The following is a 15,503-nucleotide window of genomic DNA, read 5'->3' as shown; positions in this document are numbered from 1 at the left end:
GAGGACAACGGTCCGTGGTTAGATCCAAAAGCATTTCCGGCACGATATTCGATACCCTAAACATTCTATTTATGCTGCTCCTGGCGGCCGTGACGCTGTATCCCTTCTGGCATGTGCTTATCGGCTCCATCATGCCCTACGAAGAATCCATCCGCTCCGTTATCTATCTATTCCCGCAGCGGCCGACCTTCGAAGCGTACCAATACGTGTTCTCCAAAGATACGTTGGTCGGCGCCTTGCTTGTATCGGTGTTCGTCACGGCGGCCGGGATGCTGTATCAGCTGTTCATTACGGCGATCACGGCATATCCGCTAATCAAGCAGGATTTGCCGGGCAGAACGTTTATCTTTATGTATATTATTTTTACGATGTTTTTTGGCGGAGGATTGATACCCTATTATCTCCTCATCAAAAGTCTGGGGATGGTCAATAGTCTCGCGGTCATGATCATTCCGGCGGCGATCAGCACGTACAACATGATCGTGCTCAAAACGTTTTTCCAGAACATTCCTTTGGAGCTGGAGGAATCGGCGAAAATCGACGGCGCGGGATATATGACGATTTTTTTCCGGATTATTCTGCCGCTGTCGGTACCCGCCTTGACGACAATCGGGTTGTTCATAGCGGTGGGACAATGGAACAACTGGTATACGCCGATGCTGTTCCTGAACGACAAGGATCTATGGCCGCTCGCGATGGTGCTGCGGGATATTCTGATCAACAACAACATGGAGCTGACCCGCGGCGGCAGCTACGTCAGCCAGGAGTTTATGCTGGGCGATACAATCAAGAACGCCGTCGTCATCGTCTCCGTCGTGCCGATCATTATCGTGTACCCGTTCATTCAGAAGCATTTCGTGAAAGGGGTGATGATCGGTTCGATCAAAAGTTGAACCTTCTTTTGCAGGTTGAACCTTATGCGGGGGCTTGCTATTCTACTAATTAACGGGGAGTTGGACAAGCATGTTGAGCACAAACAAAATAAGCGGAAGAAAATGGATGATTCCGGTGTTGGCCGTATTGACATCGGCAAGTCTACTGGCTGGCTGCGCCGGCAATAACAACGGCGTCGCGACGCCGTCGGCGAATACATCGCAGACGGATGGAGGCAAAGGAAACGGGTCGGAGCAGCAGGCAGCTCCGGTGGAGCTGTCCGTATTCAGCTGGATGTTTGAAGGAGCCGACGCTCCGGATTCGATCATCTATCAGAAGCTGCAAGAGAAGCTGAATATCAAGCTCAAGCCGATTACGGCCTCATGGAACGACTGGGAGGAGAAGCTGAATGTCATGATCGCGTCCGGCGAGATGCCGGATGTGTTCATCTCTTACGGAATTGACCGTCCGGTGCAATACCGTCAATGGATCAAAGAGGGCATGCTGCTGCCAATCTCCGACTACGGAGATCAATATCCCCATATTCAGAAGTCGCTCGATAACTTTGAAGCATTGGCCAAAACGACCGGAGGCATTCACTACTCTCTGCCGGTCTACAACGAAGCGGGCAGCGACAAAACGGCGGTCAGCGGCCATAACATCCTGATCCGCAAGGATTGGCTCGATAAGCTGGGGCTGCAGGTGCCTCAAACGATTGATGAATTCAAGCAAGTCGCGGACGCGTTCGCGAATGGCGATCCCGACGAAAACGGCAAAAAGGATACGTACGGGTACACATCCAGCTCCGGTGGCGTTTGGTGGCAATATCCGATTTTCAACGCCTTCGACACAAGCACGGATCGTTGGGAGTTGAAGGACGGTAAGTGGATGCCGGAGGTCATCTCCGACGAGACGAAACAGGCTATCGAATTTTTGAACGCCATGTATGCGGACAAAACGTTAGATCCCGAATTTATGCTGAATACAGACGACAAAAAAATCGAGAAGTTCGTCACCGGCAAGGTCGGCATGATTGTTCATAACGCCAACGCTACGCTGTATAACGACATTTACGGTAAATTCGAGCAAGCTTACCCCGATCGGGATCCCAAATCCGTATTCACCTGGGTCGGTACGTTGAAAGGGACAACGGGCCAGCAGCGCATGGATGGCTTCAACAATTTCTGGTGCGTGACGTCGATTAACTCCGGCATCTCCGAAGAGAAGCAGAAGAAAGCGCTGGAACTGCTGGACTATCTGCTGTCGGACGAGGGACAAGATCTGATGCTGAACGGCGTTGAAGGCGTCCATTACAAGAAGGATGGCGACGCGATTGCTCCGTTGATGTCGGATGAAGACCGCTCCAAGGATAAAGCGTTTTCGCTGAAGGCGCTTGTATCCTGGAACACCGACTTCTTGCCGGACAGCACGCCGAACAAGGAAGACATCATTGCATTGTCTCGATCGACAGGCGATTATGCCGTCCCGAATCCGCTCGCTTACCTGAATATCAGCGAAGAGACGCTGGATCCCAGCCTCTCCAATCAACTTAATGATTTCGTGAACGAATCGATTGTCAACTTGATCGTGGAAACGGGCGATGTCTCCGCCAAATTCGACGACTTCAAGGAAGCCTGGTTGTCCAAAGGCGGCGACAAAGTCATCGAAGAAACGAATAAGCAAGCAGAAGCGGAAGGACGCTAAGCGGGCGAGGAAAAATCCGGACACAAGAGTTTGTCCGGATTTTTTCCTGTAGTCGCGGGTGTCGATTCAAGTGACAGAAAAACAATAAGCGAACGTAGGGGAGCGCAAGAGACATGGAGCTGGGACAAGACCAAAAGTTGTTGTTTATTGGAGATAGCATTACCGATTGCGGAAGGGAAAGCGACCCCGAAGGGCTGGGCGGCGGTTACGTCCGCATGATTCGGGATTATTTGTACGTGCGGCATCCGGAGTTGAAGCTCCAATGCCATAATCGGGGCGTCAGCGGCGAGACGATTATGGATCTGAAGGCGCGTTGGCAAGAGGATGTTATCGCGATGCGGCCGAATTGGCTGACCGTGTCGATTGGCATCAACGACGAATGGAAGGAAGTATCCATCGAGGAATATCGGCGCGCCTACGAGGAGCTGCTGACGGAGACGAAGGAGAAGACCGGGGCGTCCTTGATCCTGATGGAGACCACGATTATATCCGAGAATCCGCATGACGGGAAAAACGATCGGCTGAAGCCTTACAATGCGGTCATCCGTGAAACGGCAGAGCGCTTCAATGCCGTACTGGTGCCGCAAAACCGGCAATTCGACGACTATTTGCGGAAGCAGCATGGCAAAGTTCTGACTCTTGACCAGGTGCACATGAATTCAACCGGCAACTGGCTGATCGCGCTGAACTGGCTCAAAGCTTGCGGATTGGCGTAACCAGGAGTAGCAGCTCATACCCACGAGAAATGGAGCTGTCTCAAAAGTATGATAGCTCGCTTGATGAAATAGCTCATTTGATGTATGAAACGTCAAATATGAAGAAATGGCGGTGCTAGGGCGTTATCCCTTCACCGCCATTTCTGGCTTTTGGTCTATTGCCGCCTTTTTGAGCAAATTGTGAGCGAACTAAAGCCACCCGACCTCAAGGCCTTACCTTCGGCAGCCGCAACGTCGTTATTGTTGTTGCTAAGAGCCCCATAGTCGTTAAAAACGCCTATCGGGTGTATTTGATGCTGCTATGAGCCCCATAGTCGTTAATAACGCCTATAGGGTGTATTTGTTGCTGTTACGAGCCCCATAGTCGTTAATAGCGCCTATAAGATGTATTTGTTGCTGTTACGAGCTCTATAGTCGTTAATAACGCCTTTAGGGTGTATTTGTTGCTGTTACGAGCTCCATAGTCGTTAATAACGCCTATGGGATGTATTTGTTGCTGTTACGAGCTCCATAGTCGTTAACAACGCCTATGGGGTGTTGCAGTGGGTCGGTCAAGGAGTGGTATCCTGACCGACCATTTTCGTGTCTAACTGTGTGAACTGTGTGCATTACTGTCTCGCTATTATTTTTACATCTTTTGGGACAGCCCGCGGAGCAGATTGTAGACGAGTTGCGCGGCCTCGGCTCGCGTGGCGTTGGCTAGCGGCGCGAATATCCCGCCGGCACGTCCTTGCATCAGCGAAGCTTCACTCGCGGCGGTCACGTACGGCCTCGCCCAGGTGGGAATGTCGTTGGCATCGGCATAGCCGGCAACTTCGGCGTCTGCCGTACCGCCTGTCGGCAGGCCGATCGCCCGCACGATCATTGCGGCCATCTCGGCACGACTGATCGGCTCGTTCGGCGCGAAACGCTGTTCGCCGCGCCCGGCGACGATGCCGGCTTCGACCGCGGCTCCGACCGCCTCCGCGTACCACGCGTCCTGCACCACGTCCGCGAACGCGGTGGACCGGACTGCGGGCAGTTGGAGGGCCCGCACGAGCAGGGCGGTAAATTCGGCGCGGGTCGTCTGGCCGCCGGGCTTGAAATCGGTATCGTTAATGCCGAATACAATATGTTTGGCGGCCAACGTCGTTACCGCCTTTATAGCCCAGTGAGCGGCTTGAACGTCGTTGAACGTTTTGCGATATTCCAGAACGGCGTAAACGCCATTGTCCGAAATGGCCGCGGTTATGGATCCGTCGGCAGCATCGACGTTCCCTCCGGCATACAACCATTTTCCGGTGTCCGGATCATAAGCGTATAGTCCTAATAAATCTTCGTCAACGGACAGACTTTCGTCGAATGGCAGGCTCAAGATCGCGTCTCCGCGAGCAGGCTTCGCCTCCACGCGTTCGCCGTCAGCCTTGACCGCAACGATGTCGATCCGCAAGAGCGGGCCGGCCGCTTTAAGCTTGGCATGGTCTTGGGCTGCCGGCACGAATATATTCGGTTGATTCTCCAGCGGAACGACAGAGACCTCCAGCCTCGCTCCGTCGGTGCTCCCCGCCAGTCGCAACAGCTCGCGCAGCAAGGAAGGTTGGATGGATAAGGAAGCCCGCTCCAGCTTCAACTTGAGCGGATTGTCGGCATCCAGTTCCGCCAAAGCTACGGAAACGACGTTTTTGCCCTCTGCGCCATGTCCGGTGCCGTCGCCATCGTTATCGCCCGCATTGCCTCCACCGATCCCGCTATCGGTACCGGAACCTCCGGAAACGGCGGCTGCCAGACGCAACTCGTTCGAAGCGATGCTTTCGCCATAGCCATTGTAGGCCAGCACGCTAACATAATAGGTTTGCGGCAGCGAAAGGCCGGCGAGCCTCAAGCTGGTCGCTCCGCCTGCATCTACGGTTGTCGTGTACGTTCCGCTTGAAGTGCCGTAACGTACCGCATAGCCGGATGCGCCGTCCGAGGCTGTCCATTGGATGGATAAGGTGCCGTCTGCCGCCGAGCTTCCGGTTGCAACCGGAGCGGCGAAGGCGGTGCGCATCGGCAGCAGGTAGCCGAACAACTCCGGCGACTTGCCTGCGCCGATTCCGCTGTTGTATTCGATCCAGCCGTTGCGGGCATCGGAGCTGTCGGGATTGACGACGGTTCCGTCGCTGTAGTTGGCCAATATCGAGATTCCCAGTTCGGAACCTGCTGCTGCCATAACGTCTTCCGGCAGCAGCTCCTGCCACGGAATCGCGATTTCATAGCGGGTTACGCCGGCAGTCTCGTCCCGGACGACCGCAAGCTCTCCGGCGGTGAAAGGACCGCTTGTCTTGCCAGCTACGGCATGGTAACGGTATGCCAGCGCGCTGCCCCCGTCGGTCAAGCCGAAGGCGAGCTCCGTATAGCCTTTGGCGCCGGGTTTGCTGCCGCGTTGGGGATCGACTGCGATCTGTATGCTGGAGCCCTTCCACAGATCGGACGCGCTTGAGATGGGCAGATGATGTTCGTTTTCCCGAACTTCGAGGGCCAAGTACAGCTTGTTTTCGTCCCAACGTGTGGAACCTTTCGCCGTCAAGACATCGGCGGACCAGCGGTTGATGAAGCCCGCTTCGATCTCTCTGACTTGATCTTGCTTGTCCATCGTGAAGCCCGGGGCGGCTGCATCCCATTCGCTTAGATCTCCGTCGATAAGCGGCGCGTTCTCGGCATAAAGGCTTCTGAGCGCCCGAGTCTGCTTCTCGATCGTAATCGTCTCGGACTCGTGCACGAGGCCCGAGGCATCGTACACGCGGTATTGAAGCGCATGTTCTCCATTGCCCAAGCCGTCCAGCGTCGCCGCGAACGGGGAAGCCTGCAACTCCCGCGTCAGGCGTCCGTCAACGTAGAGCTCCACCTTGCGGATATCGTCGATGCCGGACAAATACGGTCTTGTCGCCATAGAGGCGGTCGTGATGTAATCGCCGTCCCGCGGCGCAAGGAAGCTGACCCGAGACGGTTTGACGACCGGGGGAATGACGTCGCCCGTCGTGACGATCGTAACCGCGGAAGCTTCGCCGAAATAACCATTGTTGCCTTCGGCATTTACCCTATAGTAGTAGGTCGTGTTCGGCTGCAGGTTTTCCCGATCCTCGAAAGACGAAGTATACGATTCGCCGACCATGTTGGCGTAGGCCGGTTCGAAGTCAGGCTGCGTGTCGCGATAAATATTGTAATGCGAGATGCCTGAGCTTTGCTCTTCCGGTGCCGTCCAGCTTAGTTGCACATAGCGGTCGAACGCGGCGTCAAGATTGCCCGTTGCCGCAGGCGCGGTTTCGTCCAGCGGACGGACGCTAGAGCCAAGGTCGTACCCCGTCGCTTCCTGCCAGGCGGCAAGCGTATCGTAGGCGTTCCCGTTCAGGATCGAGCGGAAGGACGCTTGCGGGCTGTAAATGCGGTTGCCATCGATCGCGCTGACGATCGTATTCGGTCCGATGCTGAATACGTCTGCACTGACCAGATTCGGCCGAATGACGATGTTGTTGTCCCGTATTTCGTTGCCCGTCCATGTGCCATGGGGATTGGAGGCGGTGTTGACCGCGCCGGTGCCGTCCACATCGACGATAATCATGTTGCCGGCAACCACGACGTTGTGAAGTCCGGTCGACAGATCCGGTCTGCCGGTGAAGTTGCCCAGCGCGATTTGCCCTCTACCGTTAGACTGCTGCGCCTGGTTGCCCTCCACGCGGTTCTGGATGATTTTGGCGCCGTTGTTGCTCATCGTGGTCATTCCGTTGCCTTTGTTGCCGTGCGCGTAGTTGTACTGAACCGTAATATTGTCGCAATACCAGTCCACGTTGATGCCGGCACCGTCGTAGCCGGACGAGGCGTCCTTCATGTTGTAGACCTCGTTGAAACGGATGACGGAATCGCGGGAGGCGATGAACCATAGACCGCCCGGTCCCCAGGTGTCCGTGCCGAGTCCGCCGTCATGCACGACATTCCGTTCGATCGCCGAATCGTGGGCGTTCTGGACGACGATTCCTTGACTTGCCGTGCGGTAGACATGGTTGCCGACGACGTTGACGTTGCCGTACAGAAGCTGCGAGCGAAGCTCCTCGTTCCTTTCGACATCCCATCCTGTCGTCGTGATGCCGTACCAAGCTACGTCGTGGACGGTATTGTTCGCGATCGTAAGGTCGCGCGCCACTTCCTTGCCGTCCGTCCCGGGAACCATCGCGGAGATCATGATGCCGTTCGTGTTGCTGTCGTAGGTGTCGCTATATACGTCGTTGTTTTGTATCCTGACGTCCCGATGGAGGGTGGAGTTATCGTAATGCAGTTGTATGCCGGCCGTAATGCGGTCCCAGGATTGGCCCGAAGACGCGATAATATGAACGGACAGCCCCTCAATGACCCAGTGGCTCAGGTTGTAGCCCGTAACGACGCTGCCGCCGTTCGGGGCGTTCCAACTGACAACGGGTTTGTCCCCGTCGCCGTAAGCGCCTATGGCAATGGGGTTGCCCGGCTCGCCGGAGCCGCGCAGCACGAGCGGCTCGTTCCAGCCGTCGCCTGCTTTGAGCAGAATCCGGTCGCCGGCGCGGAAGGTGCCGTTATTGATTTTGCTCAGCGTCCGCCATGGGCTACCTTCGGTCAGACCGTCGTTATCGTCGTTCCCCAGACTCGAGCTGACATAATAGACGGTATTGCCGTCCGAATCCACCGGTACGGTTACGCGGCTTGCCGTAACGTTGTCGTAGCCTGCCGTCGCCTGCAGCGTCATCAGGGCAACCCCGCCGGCCGCGAATGCAGAGTCCGAAGTCTCCAGAAGCTTGGCGCCGTCAATGTGCAGCGCCAGCTTATCGCCGGCGGCCACGCCATGCCAGTCATAAGAACGACCGGGCGCCATGAAGAACGGCGTCTCTGCCAACACGATATCCGAGTCTCCGCTACGCTTGACGATCTGCGCCGCGCCATCGCCTGAGCTGTATCTCATCCAATAGCCGTCCCCCGAAATTTGCCGCCGCAGGAGAATGCCGACCGAGCCGTCTTGTCCGGCTTCCTCGAGCGCAATATGCGCCTTCAGCTCGTAATGGCTCCAGGAAGCTTCTCCGGCATAGACGGTTCCGCCGGTCATTTCAGTCTGGGCAAACACGTGGTTGATGCCCGTCCCGGTCACGCGAACGTTATCGACTTCGACGGAAGTATCCCAGGTCGCGAGCGCGATTCGGCCCGATAGATAGGGGGAATCGTCGTCGCTTGCGGTCAGCACCAATTCGTCGTTGCGATACACGCGGAAGGTGTTGCCGATCGCTTCCACCTTGATCCCCACGTAAGCGGACGTTTGCAGCGAGGGGCCTTCATAGGCCGATATCCAGCTCTGAACGTCGCCGTTCTGCTTCATAATGCGAATGTAAGATTCGCTCATGTACAGGTAGTAGAAGTGCCGGCTGTCCTGGTAGCGGAAATCCATCATCGCGCCTGCTCCGTTCAGCAGCTTGATATCCGCCTCGTAGGCGTAGTCGGTCCAGGCTGCGTCGCCTGCCGCCAACTCGGAAGCGCCTCCGGCGCTTTGCCGATAAGCGGTGGCGGCGCCGTCCGTTACGGGTGACCAACTGCCGCCGTTCAGGCTCCATTTGGCAGCGTTTCCATTTTCGAAATCATCCGAAAACAATACGGGAGCTGCCCCTTCTTCGACGCTCCATTGTCCGCTTTCGACGGTCCATGCCGCAGACGGCCCATCGTCGAAATGCTCTTGCAGCAGCAGGGTCGACGCTTCCGCGATCCCCGGCTTGATAGCCAAAGGCAGGCTCATAAGCGCGACCAAACAGGCCAGCGCCGCCAGCAGCTTCCGGCGATAAATCATACTTCTCATGTTGAGTGTCCCTCCTAAGATTCGTCGTTCACCTCTAACTTTAGCATTGGGATATCGCAACGAGACATGTGTTTATTCGGACAAACTGCATGTGGTTTTATATGATGTTGGTATGCGGGGCGACAGGATCCGGCAAGTCGGTATTTGTCAACACACTGCTCACTTCCTTGCTTAGTGTTCGCTCATCGGCTCAGCTGCAGCTGCTGAACGCCCAGCATCCGGAGCAGCCACTTCCGAGCGAAGTAATTGTTTTACCGATTCGCCGAAATAGGCTATTCTATAAATCAAATTAAAATCGATCGTTCAGAAGAGGGATGGCCTTGTTCACGAAATATCTCCTGCCTTGGAAAAATTCAATTTATCTGAAGTTTCTCCTGTTGTTTATCTTAATCCTGACCCCGATTTACGTCATTGGCCTGAACATCTATTATTGGGGGGCAGATGCGGTGGAAGAGCAGGTATACCAATCCGTCGATGCCCAAATGAATTATTATCTGGATACGATGGAGGCAGATGTAGAGCAAATTAAAATTCTGATGCTGGATGCTCTAAACGACTTCAATCTCAACTATTTGGCAACCATCTCGCCGGTAATGAGGCCTTTTGACAAGCAGAGGGCAATTACTCAGTTGCAGCAAAGAATGATTACGATTCGAAGCAGCAACGAGTGGATTTCCGACGTCACCGTGTATATTCCGGGCACTCGTATTCAAGTTTCGGCCGAGAACGGTTATGGCGAGCTCGCCGCTGAAGCCGTTCAATCTTACTTGAACCATCCCAACCGTTTTACACGTGCGCCGGTGCAGGAGGATGGCGGCGATCTGCTGTTGCGCGTATCGTCCCCTAACAATGCGAATCGCCCCGCGCAATTTGTCATTGAAACGCGGCTGTCGGCTTCCGCGCTGGCGGATTCACTGGATTACCTGACCCGCTATGATTCAGGCGAAGAGATATTGTTGCGAAGAACCGTCGATAATGCCATCGTTGCATCGAGCGGCAGCGAAAGCTATGGTGAGCGGTGGATGCCTGCAAATGAGGGAGGCAGAGCTTTTATCCAGACGGAGAAAAAAGAGTTATTCGTTGTTTATGCAAGTTCGTCCGAATTAGAGCTTGGCCTGGTGCGTTACGTGGACAGTTCTCTCTTTATGGGGCAATTCGATACTTATCGCAAATGGTTTTGGTTTTTCTCTTTGACCGCAACGCTGCTCATTGTCTTGTTCTCCTGGATTTTGTACAAGCTTATACATAAGCCGCTGATCACATTGCTGCGAGCGTTCCGGCGATTGCGCGAAGGAGATTTGCAGGTGCGGATCTATCGTCGCCCCAAAGACGACTTTAATTACCTATATGAGCATTTCAACGATACGGTACAGCATTTGCATTCCTTGATTGACCAAGTATATCGTCAAAAAATATTGGTTCAGCGTGCGGAGCTGAAACAATTACAGGCGCAGATCAATCCCCACTTTCTGTACAACAGTTTTTTTATGCTGCATCGGATGATCAAGCTGGAGGATCAGGACAACGCCCTTTCATTCTCGAAAAATCTGGGTCAATATTTTCAATATATCACCCGGAATACGACGGACGACATCTTGTTGATTCGGGAAGCGGAACACGCTTCCGTCTACATGGAGCTGCAGGGCATGCGTCTCGGCAACCGCATGAGTCTGCATATGGAGTCGTCGCCTCAAGCGATCAACCATGTTTATGTTCCGAGACTGATTTTGCAGCCGTTAATCGAAAATGCGATCGAGCACGGCCTGAGCCAGACGGAAACAGGCGGCGTGGTTGAGGTGCGCTTCCGCGAGGACGAGCAATACTGGCGGATCGAGGTGCGGGACAATGGGCGCGGCATGGACGGAGAACAACTGGAGACCGTTCGCCGGCAATTGTCCGACGAGGGCGGGGAGGACTATGAAATTACTGCGCTTATTAATATTCACAGGCGGATACGCATTTATTGCGGCGAGGGCAGCGGGTTGCGCATTCTGAAAGCGGATCCGGGCGACTTTGTCGTACAAATAGCATTGGCCAAGGAGGGTTAGCGACATGTATAGAGTATTGATCGTGGACGATGAATTGCATGTAGTGGACTGGGTATACGAGTTGCTGCAGGAGCTGGATGGGTGCGAGCTTGATCTGTACAAGGCCAGCACGGTAACGGCGGCGCTGGCCATGCTGAATCGCAATCGGATGGATATCGTTGTATCCGATATCGCGATGCCGGGCATGAACGGTCTGGAGCTTCATGCCCGAATAAGGGAGCTGTGGCCGTCCTGCAAGGTGGTGTTTCTGACGGGGCACTCCGACTTTGATTATGCGTATGAAGCGGTGAAGAACGAAGCGGCGGGGTATGTCTTGAAGACGGAAGACGATGATGCCATCGTTGGGGCTGTTAAGCGGGTCATCAACACGCTGGAGCTCGAGCTGGAGCAGCGGATGGAACTCCAACAGGCCCAACAGCAAGCGCAGTCCGCGATGAGCGCGCTGCGCAACGATTATATTCTGGCGCTTCTGCGAGGCGAAGGCTCGACGCCGCAGGACCGTCGGCAGCTCTTCGCCGAAACGGGCATCGCGCTGGATCCGGAGCTGCCGCTGCTCGTTATCGCAGCACGGGCGGACAACGGGGGGCGAGAGCAGCTCTCTGCGATGAAAGGGCCAACGTTACCCGCCCTGGGCAGCTACGTACTGCAGTCGCTGAAGGAGCGCTGGGAGTTGTGCGAATATGTGGCTACGGTCGACTGCGTCATCTGGCTATGCCAGAGTGAACGGGATGTAACGCTTCCCATCAGCGTTCAGACCTATTTAAAGGAATCATTGGAACGTATCCAGAATGATTTCAATCTCAATTTAGGTGCGATGTTCTCGTTTATTTATGCGATAACGCCGGCAGAATGGGATCGCGTTGCAGCGAAGCGAGAGGAACTTTGGCAGCAATTGCTGCATGCGACAATGTACAGAAGCGGCGTGCTCTTGCAGGAACGGGAGGCTACCCGCTCGGACGAGCTGCTGGTAACTCGCATTGTTTTCGAGCGCAGCAAGCTGGAGCTGCTGAGGGGATATCTCGACAAGGGAGAAGCCAAGTCGTTCATGCTCGTACTGGAAGAACTGGAGCATGAGGTCGGCAAACGTACGCTTGAAGTACGGGAGAGCGGTACTCTGGAATTGTTCCAGTCTTTATCCATGCTAATCCTCTCCTGCATGAATCGCCATCGGCTGGAGTCGCTGCAAAGCGATGAAGAAGTTTTGGATAAGCTTACTCAGCTCTCGCGTTTCGGAAGCTGGGAGGAGTACTTTCGCTTTGTGGAGGAGATCGCCTCCATGATCTTCCGGTTGTTCGGGGAACGATACGAGCTTCAGGGGTCGGCGACGATCCGTTTCGTAAAGGAGTATATGCGGAGCACGCTTCACGCCGGCTTCTCGCTTGTCGAGCTTGCCGACCAGGTACATTTTAATCCGTCCTATCTGTCCCGCTTGTTCAAGGAAAGCACCGGCGTCAGCATTACCGATTATTTGGCGGAGCTGCGCCTTGCGCGCGCGATTGAACTATTGAAGGAGAATTACAAGGTTAGCGAAATTGCCGCCGCCGTTGGCATCGAGGCACCTGCGTACTTTTCGCGGTTTTTCAAAAAAATGACAAAGCGCACGCCACAGGAGTACAGAGAGCAATGGTTGCTCTCAGAAGGTCATGAGAAGTCAAAAAGGTAAAGACTTTCGCGTTACGAACCGCCATTCTGCGATGCTACAATACGTTCAGGGCCCTAGAACATCATCACAGGTTGGAGTGAACGCGAATGAAACAAAATGTCAAACAAATGACCGCGCTGCTGATGGCCGTCGCCATCATCGGTTCGGCGTGCAGCAACAACGGCGAACCGGAAGCGTCATCGGCGCCGTCGCCTGATGCTGCCTCTCCGCAAACGGCGTCGGACAAATACGACCCGCCAATCACGATCTCGTTGGTGGGATACACCGATGACGCGACGGAAGGGGTACTTGGCAAGCTTCAAGGAGAAACCTTCGAAAACAATCGCTGGTCGCAATTGTACAGGGACGAGTTGGGCATCGAATTCGATTACACATGGATTGCAAAGGGTCAAGACCAGTTCAAGCAGAAAATGAATGTGTCGCTCGCAAGCGGCGATGTGCCGGAATTCATCCAAGTGGACGCCACAGAGTTGAAACAGCTGCAAAAGGCCGATCTTATTATGCCGTTGGATGAGGTGTATGAGCAATATGCGGCACCGTTAACCAAAGACGTGCTGGCGCAGGATGGAAGCGCTCCCTTTGACGCGGCGACGATCGATGGCCAGCTGATGGGCATTCCCAATATACGTTCATCCATTGATATCGCGCAGTTTGTCTGGATTCGAACCGATTGGCTGGAGAAGCTGAAGCTTCCGGAGCCGAAGACGATGCAAGATCTGCTGACCGTTATTGAAGCCTTCGCAAAGAATGACCCGGACGGCAATGGAGAAGAGGATACGGTCGGCCTGCTCCTGCAGAAGGATCTGTTCGGCGGGTTCGCGGGACTGGAAGGCTTTTTTAACGCCTACCATGCTTACCCTACCATTTGGATTGAAGACGAAGCGGGCAATCTGGCGCACGGCAGCGTGCAGCCGGAGACCAAGACGGCGTTGACGGAGCTGTCCCGCATGTACCAAGATGGGTTGCTGGACCTGGAGTTCGGCGTTAAGGATGCCGGCAAGGTAGCGGAGTCCGCGTCATCGGGCAAGGCGGGCGTCTCGTTCGGTCAGCAATGGCTAAGCGCCTGGCCATTCCAGTCGAATCGCGACAACGATCCCAATGCGGTATGGAAAGGTTATCCGCTGATGTCAATCGATGAGAAGCAAGCGCTGTCGGAGATCAGCCTCGGCACTTATCAGTATTGGGCCGTCCGCAAGGACTCCAAAAATCCTGAGGCTATCGTCAAAATGTTTAATACCTTCATAGAAAAAAACTGGGGCGAAACGGCGGAGTTCGACCGTTATTATTTGCCGGGGGATGCCGAAGGGACTTGGAAGCTGTCGCCTGTAACGCCGGAGCCGCCTAACAAAAACCTGAATGCTTACCTGGAGATTGCGGCGGCCACGGCAGCAGGCACGTTGTCCAATCTGACCGGTGAAGCCAAGGTCATTTCGGATAGAATTCAGGAATACAAAGGCGGCAACGATGGCTTGTGGTCTTGGGCGGCGGGTTATGATACGGACGGTGTATACAGTGTCATGAACCATTACCAGGAGAACAAGCTGTTCCAGATGAACAGGTTTGTCGGAGCGCCGACATCCGCTATGACGGACAAAAGCGCTACACTGTCCAAGCTGACGAATGAAACGTTCATGCGTATCATTCTTGGCGATCTGCCCATTGATGCCTTCGACCAATTCGTAGAGGATTGGCACAAGCTTGGAGGCGAGCAAATAACGAAAGAAGTGAACGAAGCCGGCAAGGCGGCTAACTGACGATGTACAGTCTGAAAATATTGCGGCGAAATCTGCCGCTGCATCTGATGATTTTGCCTGGACTCTTGCTGATCGTTATCTTCTCTTATGTGCCGATGGCTGGATTGTACATTGCTTTCCAGAGATTTATTCCGGCTAAAGGCTTCTTCGGCGATCAGCAATGGATCGGCTGGGACAACTTTCGCTATATGCTCGATATGCCGGGCATATATGGCGTACTCTGGAACACCGTGTTTATTGCCGGAATGAAGATGTTGGCGGGGCTGATCGTACCGATTACGGTCGCCCTTCTGCTGAACGAGCTTCGAAGCGTGTTTGTCAAACGATCCGTGCAGACGCTAATCTATTTACCGCATTTTTTGTCATGGATCATTCTCTCAGGCGTCCTGATTGATATCTTGTCTCCTTCATCGGGAATCGTCAACCAGTTTCTTGGATCTCTTGGTCTAAAGCCGGTGTTTTTCCTCGGGAACAACGACTGGTTTCCCTTTACGATCGTGTTATCGGATGTGTGGAAGGAGTTTGGCTTTGCCACCATCGTCTATATTGCGGCTTTGAGCGGCATTGATCCCCAGCTCTATGAAGCTGCGATTATCGACGGAGCCAATCGCTGGAGGCAGACCTGGCACGTAACGCTGCCGGGCATGCGCATGATCATCGTCCTGATGTCGGTGCTTAGCATGGGCAATATTCTGAACGCCGGCTTTGATCAGATCGTCAATTTGTACAGTACGCAGGTGTATGCAAGCGGCGATATTATCGACACGCTGGTCTATCGAATTGGCTTGCAGCAGGCCCAATACGGCGTGGCGACCGCCGTCGGTCTGTTCAAATCCGTTGTATCGTTCCTGTTCATATCTGTTGCCTATTATGCGGCTTACAAGCTGGCCAATTACCGGATATTTTAGAGTCGCAAGGGGGAAG

General features: G+C 54.4%; 8 protein-coding genes and 1 pseudogene. 8 read left to right on the top strand and 1 reads right to left on the bottom strand.

Annotation, left to right across the window (positions count from 1 at the left end; genetic code table 11):
* The first annotated feature begins 14 nt into the window (after positions 1–14).
* The 3 genes from KJW29_RS21955 (at position 15) to KJW29_RS21945 (ending at position 3,293) form a co-directional block, all read left to right on the top strand.
* Positions 15–893, top strand: a complete 879-nt coding sequence (locus tag KJW29_RS21955; protein ID WP_246608326.1) for a carbohydrate ABC transporter permease — start codon at positions 15–17, stop codon at positions 891–893.
* 70 nt (positions 894–963) lie between these two features.
* On the top strand, positions 964–2,577 hold the full coding sequence (locus tag KJW29_RS21950) for an extracellular solute-binding protein (protein WP_214626193.1): 1,614 nt from the start codon (positions 964–966) through the stop codon (positions 2,575–2,577).
* Between the two features lie 113 nt (positions 2,578–2,690).
* Positions 2,691–3,293: an SGNH/GDSL hydrolase family protein gene (locus KJW29_RS21945; protein WP_214626192.1), complete on the top strand. Its 603-nt coding sequence runs from the start codon at positions 2,691–2,693 to the stop codon at positions 3,291–3,293.
* Positions 3,294–3,921: 628 nt separating this feature from the next.
* Here KJW29_RS21945 and KJW29_RS21940 read toward each other — a convergent pair.
* Entirely contained in the window at positions 3,922–9,114 is a 5,193-nt protein-coding gene (locus KJW29_RS21940; RefSeq protein WP_214626191.1) for an S-layer homology domain-containing protein, read from the bottom strand.
* Between the two features lie 107 nt (positions 9,115–9,221).
* Here KJW29_RS21940 and KJW29_RS36885 point away from each other — a divergent pair.
* The 5 genes and pseudogenes from KJW29_RS36885 to KJW29_RS21915 form a co-directional block, all read left to right on the top strand.
* Positions 9,222–9,320 (top strand): annotated as a pseudogene (locus tag KJW29_RS36885) (FtsK/SpoIIIE domain-containing protein); the annotation flags it as partial.
* 171 nt (positions 9,321–9,491) lie between these two features.
* Complete coding sequence (locus KJW29_RS21930; RefSeq protein WP_214626189.1) at positions 9,492–11,162, top strand: sensor histidine kinase; 1,671 nt, start codon at positions 9,492–9,494, stop codon at positions 11,160–11,162.
* A gap of 4 nt (positions 11,163–11,166) precedes the next feature.
* Positions 11,167–12,825: a response regulator transcription factor gene (locus KJW29_RS21925; protein WP_214626188.1), complete on the top strand. Its 1,659-nt coding sequence runs from the start codon at positions 11,167–11,169 to the stop codon at positions 12,823–12,825.
* An 86-nt stretch (positions 12,826–12,911) separates the two neighbouring features.
* Positions 12,912–14,579: an extracellular solute-binding protein gene (locus KJW29_RS21920; protein WP_214626187.1), complete on the top strand. Its 1,668-nt coding sequence runs from the start codon at positions 12,912–12,914 to the stop codon at positions 14,577–14,579.
* A 2-nt stretch (positions 14,580–14,581) separates the two neighbouring features.
* Positions 14,582–15,487: an ABC transporter permease gene (locus tag KJW29_RS21915; RefSeq protein ID WP_087571261.1), complete on the top strand. Its 906-nt coding sequence runs from the start codon at positions 14,582–14,584 to the stop codon at positions 15,485–15,487.
* The last annotated feature ends 16 nt before the right edge of the window (positions 15,488–15,503 follow it).

Origin of the sequence: Paenibacillus agaridevorans, from assembly GCF_018604145.1 — a bacterium.
GTDB lineage: Bacteria > Bacillota > Bacilli > Paenibacillales > Paenibacillaceae > Pristimantibacillus > Pristimantibacillus agaridevorans.
This window is presented reverse-complemented; position numbering and strand designations above follow the sequence as displayed.